Here is a 12,713-nt window from a genome sequence, read left to right as displayed (position 1 = left end):
CTTTACCACAACCCGATCAGCATCCCGCCGGCCGCGCCGGCCGCAACAACGGCCCAGGGCGGGATTTTCCAAAAGACGAGCAGCAGAAAGAGGATGGAAGCCAGCGCAAAATCGGCAGGCGCCAGCACTGCCGTTGTCCAAAGCGGATGATACAGCGCCGCGAGCAGGATGCCGACGACGGCTGCGTTGATTCCCATCAGGGCGCCCTGAACCTTGGCGTTTTTTCGTAAAGCGTTCCAGAAAGGCAGCGTGCCTGCGATCAACAGAAAAGCCGGCAGAAAGATCGCGACAGTGGCGATCAAAGCGCCTTGAACCCCGCTGATCATCGCCCCCAGATATCCGGCAAAGGTGAATAAGGGGCCCGGTACGGCCTGGGCCGCGCCGTATCCGGCTAAAAAGTCGGATTTGCTGATCAGTCCCGTCGGGACGACCTCCCGTTCGAGCAGCGGAAGTACGACATGCCCTCCGCCAAACACAAGCGAGCCGGACCGGTAAAAGCTGTCGAATAAAGACAAGGCTTCCGAACCGGCGTATTGGCTCCATACCGGAAGAAGAATCAGCAAGCCGAAGAAGGCCGCCAGACAGAAGAACGCAAACCTGCGGCTGACAGGAACGGATAAATCCGCCGCCGTGGCAGAGGAGCTCTGTTTTCTGTACAGAATCATGCCGGCCAGGCCTGCGGCGACGATGAGCAGAACCTGATTAAACGCTGTTTGCCACAAAAGGGTGGCGGCTGCGGCGATCACGGCAATGGTGGCCCTGTTGCGGTCGGGCGCGAGGTTCCGGCCCATGCTAAAGACCGCCTGGGCAACAATGGCCACGGCGACGATTTTCAGACCGTGGATCCAGCCGGCGCCACTGATATCAAACCCCTGCAGCAGAAAGGCGAAGAGAACCAGGGCGACTGCGGAGGGAAGCGTAAAACCAAGCCAGGCGATCAGCCCGCCAAGCCAGCCGGCGCGGATGATGCCGATCCCGATGCCGACCTGGCTGCTGGCCGGGCCGGGCAAAAATTGACACAGCGCGACCAGATCCGCATAACTTCGTTCATCGATCCATTTGCGGCGGCGGACGTATTCGTTATGAAAATAACCGAGATGGGCAATGGGGCCGCCGAACGACGTAAGCCCCAGTTTCGTTGAGACCGCCCACACTTCAAGCAGCGCCGGCAAGGTGCGCCTTTTCCTTCCGGGATGATGCCCGATTTCAGCTTTGTTAATCTCCACGCGGATTTCCTCCTTGGGGTTCCTATTAATGGACTCAGTTCCAAAAATATTTCATCTTTCTATACCCGACATCCCATATTTTTTCGTTCCCCTCAAGGGTTATCGTAAGCTTACTTCCCGCCTCGATCGGAATCTCAAACATCGCCGGGAACAGTTCCGGATAAAGGCGTTGATCCTCTCCGGAACTGGTCAATACCTCGCGTCCATCGACGGAAACGCGGATGCCTCCAGAATAATCCGTTTGTTCAAGTATCCCGTAATTTAGAGAGAAAATCATTTCCTCTTTACTTGTATACGTGAACGTTTCTGCATTTCCATTTTCGGTCTTGAACATATTATAGCTTGGTTTTATTTCTTGATTGTTAAATTTAAAGCTTTTCGGTTGGATTCCGGTTGATAAGCTTCCGGAGGGGTCCATCAATCCGTTTACAGCTACAAAGGGACCTTCTTCTTTGGTTAACGCTTTATCCGCGATCCCGCACAATTCCCATACCCCTGCTAAAAGAACCACAGAGGAAACGGCGGTGAATATAATATTGCGCCACCCCTTTTTTGAACGAAAACCAAGCTTATACGCGCCAAAACCGACTGCCGCCCCCAATGAGTTTTGAATAGCGTCGTTAATATCAAAGCTGCCGAGAAACGAAAGTGCCTGTACGGTTTCCAGTAGGATAATCGACAAGAAGAACAATGTAAGGAACCGAACAAAATTGATCCGATATAACCATGGAATCAATATGCCAAAAGGGATAAAGGCGATGATATTCCCAACCCCTACAAAATCCATGAGAATAGGATGCAGAAGATCAGACAGGGCTGGCAACTTGAAGAAACTGTCAGGTGAAAAGATAAAGGTGTAGCCTGTGGTATGCCCTGCGGCACCTGTTCTGCCGAAAGCGAGAAACATGAAATATAGAATTAACACGGTATAGAGGATGGTTAGGGTATAAATTATCTTGCGTTGTTTTGTCATGGCTAACTCCATTTCATTGTCGCAGGTATGCACAGAGCATACTTGATAATTAATAAGGTGTCTAACATTATGTATAGAGGATGCGGGGAACATTTAAGAGAATATTAGCTGTTGTTTATATAAGCGTATCATTATATATTTATGTGGCGAGGGGGTCATGGGATGACAGTGAACACAACACCAACTATCGAAGATGTTTCTCAAATTTTGAAACTGCTTGGGGATAAAACCCGGTTGACGGTGATCAAACTCTTGGAGATCCGGGAATGCTGCGTTTGTGAGCTCGTAGAAGTGCTTCAAATTAGCCAGCCGGCTGTAAGTCAGCACCTGCGAAAGTTAAAGGATGCAGGATGGATTAAAGAAAATCGTAAGGGGCAGTGGATCTATTATTCGCTGAACTCGGCGAATGCGCACTGGGAATTGGTGCAGGATTTATTTAAGCATGTCCCTTCCCAAGAACAGGAATTGAAGATGCTGGAGAAGAACGGAATGTGCTGTGAGTAAGAGTTACCTATACCCGCTGATCCCGTGGAATGAAGTTGATAAGGAGAGAATGCCGTGGATCAATCGAAAAAAAGATTGTCATTTCTTGATCGTTACTTAACCCTTTGGATTTTTGCGGCTATGGCTTTAGGGATTATTTTGGGATATTGGGTTCCGGGATTTGCCGAACGACTGTCGGACATGCAAATCGGAACAACATCCGTTCCCATTGCTGTGGGGCTGATTCTAATGATGTATCCCCCACTGGCCAAAGTGAAGTATGAAAAACTGGGCCGGGTATTTAAAGACTGGAAAGTATTATTGCTATCGCTGGTTCAGAACTGGATTATTGGCCCGGTGCTTATGTTTATCCTGGCCATTCTTTTTCTAAGTGATATGCCGGAGTATATGGTTGGCCTGATTATGATCGGGCTGGCTCGATGTATTGCGATGGTTCTTGTTTGGAGCGATTTGGCCAAAGGGGATCCGGAGTATACGGCTGGCCTGGTTGCCTTTAATTCGATTTTTCAAATCGTATTTTACTCTGTGTTCGCCTATGTATTTGTCACGGTTCTGCCTGAATGGTTTGGGGTCCAGGGGGCGGTTGTGAACATTTCCATGGGAGAGATTGCAGAAAGTGTCCTAATCTATCTCGGAATTCCCTTTGCGGCCGGCGTTCTTACCCGCATCATTGCACTGAAAACAAAAGGCGAAGCTTGGTTTGAACAAGCATTCCTCCCTAAAATCGGTCCTCTGACTTTGATCGCCTTGCTCTTTACAATCATCCTGATGTTCTCGTTAAAAGCCGACTTGATGGTGCAGTTGCCCATGGATGTCGTTCGGATTGCAATCCCGATGCTCATTTACTTTGTCATTATGTTCTTCTTATCTTTTTATCTTTCCCGCAAAATCGGAACCGGCTACCCTGTGGCAGCTTCACTTTCTTTTACGGCTGCAAGCAATAATTTTGAGCTGGCCATTGCTGTTGCCATTGGAGTGTTCGGAATTAACTCTGGCGCCGCCTTTGCGGCCGTTATCGGCCCTTTAGTAGAGGTGCCAGTGCTTATTGGGTTGGTGAACGTCGCCTTATGGTTTCAGTGGAAATACTTTGAAAAACTATCCACCGTTTCTTAACGGATCCAGATCATTTAATCAAAGGAGACATTTCAAATGACGAAAAAAACAATCTATTTTCTCTGTACCGGAAACTCTTGCCGCAGCCAAATGGCTGAAGGTTGGGCAAAAAAATGGCTTAGTGATGATTGGAATGTGTATAGCGCAGGGATCGAAGCTCATGGGTTGAATCCGAATGCCGTAAAAGCGATGGCCGAGGTCCACATTGATATTTCCAACCAGACGTCGGATATCATTGATCCGGAACTCTTGAACAACGCCGATTTGGTTGTTACTCTTTGCGGGGATGCTGCCGATAAATGTCCTATTACACCTCCAAGGGTTAAACGCGAACATTGGGGATTTGATGATCCTGCCAAAGCAGCGGGAACCGAGGAAGAGAAATGGGCCGTATTCCAGCGAGTCCGGGATGAAATTGGTGCACGCATCCAGCGTTTTGCGGAAACCGGCGAATAATAATACGGATATGCGGCGGGAGAACCTCTCCCTTCGTTACGAAGCGTTGATTGCAAAGGAGAAGATAATGGTGAAATCGTATCATCGATTGGTTGAGGATAGAATTTATTTTGGCGGCGCTAATGACGTGGAGCAAATGGTGAACGACGAAGGCATTGAAGTGGTGGTAGACCTGCGGGAAGAAGCAGAACACTGCGCATCCACATCGCAAGCGGTGAAATGGATCAAGATTCCTCTGGGCGACCATGCAGAAGAACCTGAGCCGGAACTGTTCCATAGCGCAATTCAAGAAGTGGTCAAGGCGTATCGTGAAGGCAAACGGGTTGCTTTTCACTGCGGAGGCGGAAGGGGCCGCACAGGTGCTGTAGCCGTGGGTACGCTCAAAGAACTGGGGCTGGCTAAAACATTGGAAGAGGCGGAGCAGCAAGCGAAAGCGATTCGTCCGACCATTGCAGTAAAGCCCAATCAATGGGCTTCACTGAAGGCCATTTACGATCGTCATTCCTAGAAAAAATTATAGCAATTTTTCCATAATCATTACATCAACCGGTTTGCCGTCCAGGATGCCTTGATTCTCGAGGACACCAACCTCACGGTAATTCATTTTTCGGTATAAACCTTGCCCCTGACCGTTGAAAGGAAAGGTAAACAGGACGATTTTGTAGAACTCGCTGATCCGGGCTTCCTTTTCCAGCGCATTCAGGAGGAGGGAGCCAACGCCTTGGCCGCGATGCTCTCTATGGATGTAGACCGACAAATCAGCTACACCGCGATACGCACAGCGATGAGAATAAGGGTTTAGGGAGGCCCAGCCGACAATCTGCCCGCGTTCTTCTGCGACTAAAACGGCATGTCGTCCCTGGTGATCCTCAAGCCACTTTTCCATATAGGCGAGATCCTTGGTTTCTTCTTCAAGCGTGGCAATCCGATCTTCGATCCCTTGATTGTAAATGAGCAGAAGGTCTGCCACATCTTCAGTTACTGCCCGCCGAACCGCAATGTCCTGCATCTTTTAGCCCCCCAAGTCGATTTAGCGTCGGACTGCTTTAATTACAGCTGAAACGATATACTCTTCGATGTTTGCACCGGGTACCCAATCTTTAATAAAGGCTTTAGACTCGTCTTTTGGTTCGATGGAGATATCCGAAAAACCGCTTCGACCAAGCATTTCCTGAATCTCCGCAATGGAAGAAGCGCCGGAAATACAGCCGGAGTATAGATCGCTCATGTCATTCTTAATTTCCGATGGTAGTTCGGCGGTTGTTACAATATCGGAAATGGCAATCCGGCCTCCGGGCTTCAGCACACGATAAGCTTCGTCGAATACCTGTTGTTTATCCGGCGAAAGGTTAACGACACAATTAGAAATGATAACATTTACGCTTTGATCAGCGACGGGAAGGTGCTCGATTTCCCCCAGCCTGAATTCAGCATTATGAAATTTCCCCTTGGCGGCATTGGACCGTGCAAGGCTAACCATATCCGGAGTCATATCCACGCCGATAACTTTACCCGAATTCCCCACCTGCCGAGAAGCAAGGAAGCAGTCGAACCCGCCTCCGCTGCCCAAATCCAGCACGTATTCGCCTGGTTTAAGCTCTGCAATGGCTTGCGGATTCCCGCAGCCCAAACCCAGGTTCGCGCCTTCAGGGACGGCATGCAGTTCTTCTGAGGAGTACCCGAGCTTTGCCGATATTTCGTTAAAATCTGCCGGAGTGTCGCAGCAGCTGTCCGTTGCACAGCAGGAATTGGAGAGTTTCGCCGGCTTTACAGCAATTTTTTGATACTTGGCACGAACGTTTTGACGAATTTGATCTTTTGTCGTTTCACTCATGGAAATCACTCCTTTGGATGGTCAATCGTCAGTCGATCTTAACGGGGCGGCAGCAACGGTCGGATTTAGCCATGGCATCGTTCATTAATTGAACGGACCGTATAACCATTTCTCTTTCGAACTCGCTCATGTAGGAAAAGACCTCCTCCAGGTAGCTGTTCATTTGGGAATCGATGGTTGTCGCTACATACTTTCCTTGCACCGTAAGTGAAAGGGTGGAGATTCGCCGGTCGGTAGGATCCGGCGTCTTTTTGATTAAGTCCATTTTGATAAGGGACTGAACCTGACGGCTGAACGTGGTGATGTCTGTCCCAAGCGTCTCGGCAATTTGTTGCATGGAAGGATTATGCTGACGATCGACCTCATACAAGATGTGGCTCTGAACAGGAGTAATGTCACTCCCGCCGATGGTACAGCAATTCTTATTGAGTAGGCCAAAGCGCCGGGTCATGATTTGAAACAGCTCTCGCGCGTTTTCCATTGTGGATCACCTCTGGTATAGTTATAACGCAAATAGTTGCAAAATGCAATAAATAATAATCATCATATTTCCTTTTTATTTGAAAAATACAATAAATAAAGGCTTTTGCAAAGACAAACTCTAATTCAATTGTTGTATAATACAATTATTTTGGATGCAGGTCTATGGAAATCGGAGATTAACCGGCGCGGATTTGGTTGACGGGGCCATTGGGCGGGCCGAAAATTTGCAACAAAAAGAGCAGCTTCTTGCTTGCAGCTGCTCTTTACTCCAATCAGAATCCAAGGGCTTTGATGCAGTCCGGGGAATCGTTTCTGACGTTTCCGACCTCGGCCGACACGGGGTAGACCGTCATCTCCTCCGCCGGATAAGACCGCAGCAGCGGCATCAACCTGCCGGGGTCCTGCAGGGTCCGGTCGAGCCAGATCGCTTCATCTTCCGGCTTCAGGATCACCGGCATCCGGGGATGGATTTCTTTGAACGCCGCGTTTGCTTCCGTCGTAATGATGGCGAAGCTGCTTATCTTTTGCCCGTCTTGCGCGGTCCAGGTGTCATAAATGCCCGCAAAGCTAAATAAGCCCGCCGATTTCAGCAGGATGCGCAGGGGGCGTTTTCCGGTAGCGGCGGCTTCCCATTCATAATAACTGTCCGCGGGGATCAGGCATCTTTTTCGGAGAAAAGGGACGGTGAAGCTTGGCTTCTCGAGCAGGGTTTCCGCCCGTGCATTGATCATTCCCTTAGGTTTGTCCTTCGTCCAGGAAGGAATCAGCCCCCATTTCAGCATCCCCATGCGGTTCGCCTGCCCGTCGCTGATGACCGCCGCAGCCATTTGCGCCGGACTGACGTTGTAGCGGGGCTCATACGACAGATTTACTTGTTCCGGAATATAACGGGCAATCAGTTCTTCCAGCGTAACCGTGATGGTATATCTTCCGCACATTTCGTTTTCCTCCCGCCGGCCGCGTGTATTTACGCACAGTATAAATGATTTTTATCGCAGATGCGAAGGGAAGAATTTTTTACCATTGAATAAAGAACGGATGTTCGCATATAATATGATACAAACAAGTGTTCTCATATCTTGGAGGCGATCGGCATGCATATTCGATTGGGTCAAATCGTCGAAATTGTATATATGGATAAGTCTGGAAAAATAACACAGCGTACAATCAAGGTGCTCGGCATCCGCGACGGCCGCATCCGGGCGACCTGCCTGACGACGGGGGCCCCGCGGGTGTTTCTGCTCTCCTGCATTCTGGCCTGGCAGCCGGCAAAGGAGCAGCGCCATGCCTAAAGAGCGGATGATTTTGCTGTCGGACTGCCAATCCTTTTACGCCAGCGTCGAGAAAGCGGCCCATCCCGAATATCAGGATAAACCCGTGGCCGTGGGCGATCCGACGCGGATGAACGGCATTGTGCTGGCCGCCTGCCCGCTGGCCAAGGCGCAAGGCGTCACGACCGCTTCGCGGGTGGGCGAGGCGAAGACCAAATGCCCGGAGCTTATCGTTATCCGGCCGCGTATGGCCACCTATATTAAAGTATCGCTGCTGATTTCGGAAATATACCAGACCTACACCGATTTGGTGGAGCCGTACAGCATCGACGAACAGTTTCTCGATGTAACCGGCTCGCTTTCCTATTTCCGCGGACTGCCGGAAATCATCCAAAGCATCCAGAATCATGTGCGGCTCTCCACTGGGGTCAACACGCGGGTCGGGATCGGCCCGACCAAAATTTTGGCGAAGATGGCCAATAACCTCGCCAAACGCCGGCCCGATGGCGTCTTCCGGCTGGATGAGGATAATATCGAGCAGGAGCTCTGGCCGCTTCCGGTTCACGAGATGTTTATGGTGGCCGGCCGGATGACCAAAAACTTTTACCGCATGGGCATCACGACGATCGGGGAGATCGCCCGCATGGAGCTGCCGGAGCTGAAGCGGCGGATGCGGATGACCATGGGCAAGCAGAGCGACATCCAGGCGGAATATTACTGGCAGACGGCGCGCGGCATCGACCCGAGCCCGGTCGTGACGGGCATCCGCCATCAGATCAAATCGGTCGGGCACGGCAAGGCGCTGCGCTGGAATCTGTACACCCGGCTGACCGAGATCGAGGTCGTGCTGCTGGAGCTGGTCATCGAGGTATGCCAGCGGGCCCGGAGATACCGGTACATGGGCTCCGTGGTCACGGTGTCGATCGTGGAGACGGACGGGAACCGCTCAAGCAGCTACAGCCGGCAAATGACCCTGCCGCAGCCGTCGTCGCTGACGCATGAAGTGGCGGCCGCGGCCTACCGGCTGTTTACGGAGAACTGGACCGGAATGCCGCTCAGCCGGCTGGCCGTCTCCATCTCGGAGCTGACCGACGACCGGTTCATGCAGCTTACCTTGTTCGACGACCGCGTCCGCGCATACAACAGAGAGCGGGCCATCGACCAGATCAAAACGAGATACGGCAGCAAGGCGCTTCTCCGGGCCTCCTCCTTGCTGGAATCGGGCGTTGCGCTGGAACGGGCCGAGCAGATAGGGGGGCATTACAAGTGAGCAAACTGGACGGAAACGAGAGGTGGAAATCAAAGATGATTATGACCGAACATGTGGAGCAATACGAACAGCAGGACAAGGAAGAAGAACAAGGGGGGAATATGATCACGGTCAAGGAACGCACGATGATCCGGGACCTCATCCTGCTTCCTTTTATCGATACGATGGTCGGCAAGAGCATCGAAGAGATCGAACGGTCGGGCAGCCTGCTTACCCGGACATACGTCATGGCCGGCCGGTGCATCCAGCACCGGATCATGCAGGATACCTACCGGCTGCAGCGCGAGCTGAAGCAGCGGAATATCCGGGTGATCGCGGATGAGCAGGAGGACATCCTGATTTATTACAAAATCTTTTTCCGCGGGTACCAGGAGCGGTTCGGCATGACCCGGGACGTGATGCGTTCCGAGATCAGCCTGCGGCTGACCCGGTACACCTCCGAGCTGGGGGCGTTTTTGAAAGAGTATTTGAAGTGACGGTGTCCCGCCTGCCGCGGGACTGACCCTCACTCTTTGTTGTATATGCCTGGCATATGGCCTTCGCGGAATTTACGGGGGGAGATCCCAAAGTTCGTTTGGCTTACGGCTGCTTCGGCGCTTCCGTTCCCGCAGGGACCGGGGTCTGGACCGGGGCTATGGTTTTCTTCGGCACGCCGTTCAGGCCGTATTCCCAGTCGTAGGCATCGAAAATTTTACGGGCGACCGGAGCGGCGCTGTTCGAGCCGAACCCGCCTTCGGGAATGACCACCGCGACAGCCAGCTTCGGATGCTCCCGAGGCGCGTAAGCGATAAACACGCCGTTGTCGACGGTGTGTTTGCCGTATTTGTCGTAGTAATCCTGCTGGGAGGTCCCGGTCTTGCGGGCGAAATCGTACGGGAAGTCGGCGAAAGCGTCGACCTTACTGCTCATCCCTTTTTTCACTTCTTCCCAATAAGCGTCGTTCATCTTCACCGTGTTCAGCACTTCGCGGCCGAAGGTTTGGACGACGGCCCCCGATGAATCCGTGATTTTGCTGACCAGATGCGGTTTGATCCGTTCGCCTTTATTGGCAAGGGTTGCTGCGTATTGAACCAGCTGGAGCGCGGTGTATCTGCCCTGCTGGCCGAACGAGGCATACACCAGCGCCGCCTGCGGGCTGCCCGCCGCTTCGATGTTCGTATATTCGATCAAGCCGCGGTGTTCGCCGGGCAGGTCGACGCCGGTGGAGACGCCGAGGCCGAATTCCTTCATGTATTTATCCCACACGCCGATGCCGTCCGAGCCGTATTTCAGGTATAACGGTTTGCCCACCATATCTACCATAAACACGTTGGAGGACTGCTGGATGGCCTGGGCCGGGTCCATGCGACCGTAGACGTGGCCGGAGGCGTTGCGTACGCTGGTTTCATGACCGGCTTTGCCGAAATAGGCGATCCCGGTATCCGAATATTTGTCCGTCGTGGTAAAGAGCTTTTCGTTCAGGCCGATCAGCACGCTGAGCGGTTTGATGGTGGAGCCGAGCAGAACGGTCGATTCGAAGTTGTTTTTGGACCGTCCCGAAGTGATCGGAGTAATCGTTCCGTTAAAATAATTGTTCGAGATTTGATCCCAAATCTCCGTAATCGTGCCGTCCATCCATTTGTTCGTGTCGTAATCCGGCATGCTGGCCATGGCGACGACGTGGCCGGTATCGACTTCCATCGCCACTGCATACCCCGTCTGGGCATTGGGATGGAGGTCTCCTTGAACAGGATGCGTATGCAGCCACTGCAGCTGATCCGTAATCGCCTGTTCCGTTTTAAGCTGCACGTTTTTGTTGATGGTCATCCAGATATCTTCGCCTTTAACCGGCGGGACGACGCCTTCTACGTCTTTGGCCATATTTTGCGGATCGACTGAAACGACCATGTACCCGTTTTCGCCGCGCAGCTCCTTCTGGTACTGGCGTTCCAGACCGTCGAAGCCGACATATTCGTCATCCTTGTACATCAGTCCAGGCGGCGTTTCGCTGGCCGGGGTGGTAAGAATCTGCTGATACATATCGAGGCTGTTCGAATTTTTGAAAAGCTTCAAATACCCCACGGTCTGAACGGCGACGGTGCCCGGCGCATAGTTCCGCACGCTCTCTTCGACAACCTGAAGCCCGGGGTATTGATTTTTGTGCTCCATGAAATAAGCGATTTCCTTCGTGGACAATTGTTCTTTGATCCGCCGCGGGGTGTAGCCGTTATATTTGCGGAATTCCAGGTCGAAGGAGTCTTTCACCTCCTGGACGGTCGGTTTATTCGCGGACGGATCGCCGTATTGGTTAAATATCTTCACAAGATCGGCTGCAAGCGCATTGACCTTCGCTTTGGCTTCCGGGGTATATTCCGTAATTCCGGTCACTTTATCTTTTTGCTTCCTGGTATATTCGCCGGTCAAGGTGAAATAGAGCGACTGGGTAGCGGTGGAGTAGGCGATTTTTTCGCCGGCGGCGGCAAGAATCGAGCCCCGCGTAGCCGTCAGCGGAATGACCTTTGTATTTTGATTCGTCTCCACCTCCGTCAGCGTGGCTCCTTCCACGAATTGCAGCATGGCCAGCCGGATGAGGATGACGCAGAAAATAACAAACGTCCCGAAGAAAAACACGTTAATCCGCAAGGAAAGCGCAGGGCCTGGTTTGCCTTCCTTCGGCGGAAGATGAGGCTGGCGGAAAAAGCTCAAGTGGAGTCGCTCCTTTTTTAACACACAAGAATTATAAGGTTCCTCTGAGTCTATGAAATGAGTGCCTTTGGAATTAATTGTATTCCCAAATCAGGTGGAAGCCAATGGCTAAATTGAAAAATCATGCATGGGCGTGGCGGGTCAGGGGGAGATTTGGGGGTTGACATCCGCCCGGTAGGAGAGTAAATTAAGCATGAGTTAAACAGTGTTTAAAACGGTGATTAGTCTGAGCGGAAGGAGGTTAACCGGAAAATGAAACGGGAAGGCGACATTGCAGCCTCTGCAGAAGACAAGGACACGAAGCAAGCGATTCTCGATGCCACCGTGGAGCTGATCCGGGAAGAAGGGTTTTCTTGTGCGACGTTGCGGAGAATTGCCAGTAAAGCGAATATCAACCTGGCGCTTGTGAACTATCACTACGGGTCGAAGGAGAATTTGCTCGGAGATGCCGCGCGGATGCTGGTGTCGACGTTCGACGATGCTTTCGGCGTGATTGAGGATGAGGGCGTAGAGCCGCGGGAGCGGCTGAAGATGTTCTTTATCCGCTATATCTACAAGCTCCAGCAATATCCCGGCCTGGCCCGGCAGATGTTTGATCAGACCCCGAAGATCATGGGCTCACAGGATAAATATGTCCGCTACCGGAAAATGATGAAGATGCAGAAGATCATCAATGCCGTGCGGGAGATTACGCAGGAACCGGATGAAGACAAGATTATGACGATGATCATGCAATTGTACGGCGCCGTGGTGCTTCCGGCGTTTATGCTGCATGTGATGCCGAAGGGCGAGGATGATGACCGCCCGCAATTCAAGCTGCCTTCCATCGAAGAGCAGGTGGATGAGCTGTTCGACCGATATTTTTACAAATACCAATAAAACACAGAGAAATGAGTGG

The 12,713-nt window shown here is 51.8% G+C and carries 15 protein-coding genes; 8 read left to right on the top strand and 7 right to left on the bottom strand.

Translation table 11 applies throughout. The annotated features are described in order from the left end of the window. Positions 1-2: 2 nt before the first annotated feature. Positions 3-1,220, bottom strand: coding sequence for a chromate efflux transporter (gene chrA / locus BMW84_RS06620; RefSeq protein WP_254772946.1), 1,218 nt, complete (start codon positions 1,218-1,220; stop codon positions 3-5). A gap of 40 nt (positions 1,221-1,260) precedes the next feature. After that, complete coding sequence (locus BMW84_RS06615) at positions 1,261-2,199, bottom strand: VanZ family protein (protein WP_091065793.1); 939 nt, start codon at positions 2,197-2,199, stop codon at positions 1,261-1,263. Between the two features lie 162 nt (positions 2,200-2,361). On the opposite strand from BMW84_RS06615, the gene BMW84_RS06610 reads away from it, so the two are divergent. From BMW84_RS06610 to BMW84_RS06595, 4 genes are read left to right on the top strand one after another with little or no spacing between them, the layout of a single operon-like run. Then, on the top strand, positions 2,362-2,703 hold the full coding sequence (locus tag BMW84_RS06610) for an ArsR/SmtB family transcription factor (RefSeq protein ID WP_091065792.1): 342 nt from the start codon (positions 2,362-2,364) through the stop codon (positions 2,701-2,703). A gap of 54 nt (positions 2,704-2,757) precedes the next feature. Beyond that, complete coding sequence (gene arsB / locus BMW84_RS06605) at positions 2,758-3,816, top strand: ACR3 family arsenite efflux transporter (RefSeq protein ID WP_091065789.1); 1,059 nt, start codon at positions 2,758-2,760, stop codon at positions 3,814-3,816. A gap of 36 nt (positions 3,817-3,852) precedes the next feature. After that, a complete protein-coding gene (gene arsC, locus BMW84_RS06600; protein WP_091065786.1) occupies positions 3,853-4,272 on the top strand; it encodes an arsenate reductase (thioredoxin) in 420 nt (139 codons plus the stop codon). Then, positions 4,226-4,780 (top strand): protein-tyrosine phosphatase family protein, encoded by a 555-nt coding sequence (locus BMW84_RS06595; RefSeq protein WP_139209592.1) that lies wholly within the window; start codon positions 4,226-4,228, stop codon positions 4,778-4,780. The genes arsC and BMW84_RS06595 overlap by 47 nt, the downstream gene beginning before the upstream one ends. Before the next feature lie 6 nt (positions 4,781-4,786). On the opposite strand, the gene BMW84_RS06590 is transcribed toward BMW84_RS06595, so the two are convergent. From BMW84_RS06590 to BMW84_RS06575, 4 genes are all read right to left on the bottom strand, one after another. Beyond that, entirely contained in the window at positions 4,787-5,281 is a 495-nt protein-coding gene (locus BMW84_RS06590) for an arsinothricin resistance N-acetyltransferase ArsN1 family A (protein ID WP_091065783.1), read from the bottom strand. Between the two features lie 21 nt (positions 5,282-5,302). Beyond that, positions 5,303-6,106: an arsenite methyltransferase gene (locus BMW84_RS06585; protein ID WP_091065782.1), complete on the bottom strand. Its 804-nt coding sequence runs from the start codon at positions 6,104-6,106 to the stop codon at positions 5,303-5,305. Between the two features lie 28 nt (positions 6,107-6,134). After that, entirely contained in the window at positions 6,135-6,587 is a 453-nt protein-coding gene (locus BMW84_RS06580; RefSeq protein WP_091065779.1) for a MarR family winged helix-turn-helix transcriptional regulator, read from the bottom strand. A gap of 274 nt (positions 6,588-6,861) precedes the next feature. Then, a complete protein-coding gene (locus BMW84_RS06575; RefSeq protein WP_091065775.1) occupies positions 6,862-7,527 on the bottom strand; it encodes an SOS response-associated peptidase in 666 nt (221 codons plus the stop codon). Positions 7,528-7,683: 156 nt separating this feature from the next. Here BMW84_RS06575 and BMW84_RS06570 point away from each other — a divergent pair, with 156 nt between their 5' ends. The 3 genes from BMW84_RS06570 to BMW84_RS06560 are packed head-to-tail and all read left to right on the top strand — an operon-like array spanning position 7,684 to position 9,606. Continuing rightward, positions 7,684-7,881, top strand: coding sequence for a hypothetical protein (locus BMW84_RS06570; protein ID WP_091065774.1), 198 nt, complete (start codon positions 7,684-7,686; stop codon positions 7,879-7,881). Next, the gene (locus BMW84_RS06565) at positions 7,874-9,130 is read left to right on the top strand and encodes a DNA polymerase IV (protein ID WP_091065771.1); all 1,257 of its coding nucleotides are present in this window, start codon (positions 7,874-7,876) and stop codon (positions 9,128-9,130) included. The genes BMW84_RS06570 and BMW84_RS06565 overlap by 8 nt, the downstream gene beginning before the upstream one ends. A 35-nt stretch (positions 9,131-9,165) precedes the next feature. Further along, positions 9,166-9,606, top strand: coding sequence for a YhjD family protein (locus BMW84_RS06560; RefSeq protein ID WP_254772884.1), 441 nt, complete (start codon positions 9,166-9,168; stop codon positions 9,604-9,606). 103 nt (positions 9,607-9,709) lie between these two features. Here BMW84_RS06560 and BMW84_RS06555 read toward each other — a convergent pair whose 3' ends face one another. Next, the gene (locus BMW84_RS06555) at positions 9,710-11,815 is read right to left on the bottom strand and encodes a peptidoglycan D,D-transpeptidase FtsI family protein (RefSeq protein WP_254772883.1); all 2,106 of its coding nucleotides are present in this window, start codon (positions 11,813-11,815) and stop codon (positions 9,710-9,712) included. Positions 11,816-12,067: 252 nt separating this feature from the next. Between BMW84_RS06555 and BMW84_RS06550 the strand changes: the two genes are divergently transcribed. Next, positions 12,068-12,694: a TetR/AcrR family transcriptional regulator gene (locus BMW84_RS06550; protein ID WP_091065766.1), complete on the top strand. Its 627-nt coding sequence runs from the start codon at positions 12,068-12,070 to the stop codon at positions 12,692-12,694. The last annotated feature ends 19 nt before the right edge of the window (positions 12,695-12,713 follow it).

Origin of the sequence: Paenibacillus sp. NFR01 (genome assembly GCF_900111565.1) — a bacterium.
In the GTDB taxonomy this organism is placed as follows: Bacteria; Bacillota; Bacilli; order Paenibacillales; family Paenibacillaceae; genus Paenibacillus_AQ.
The sequence above is the reverse complement of the archived record's forward strand: the minus strand, read 5'-3'. Positions and strand labels throughout refer to the sequence as shown.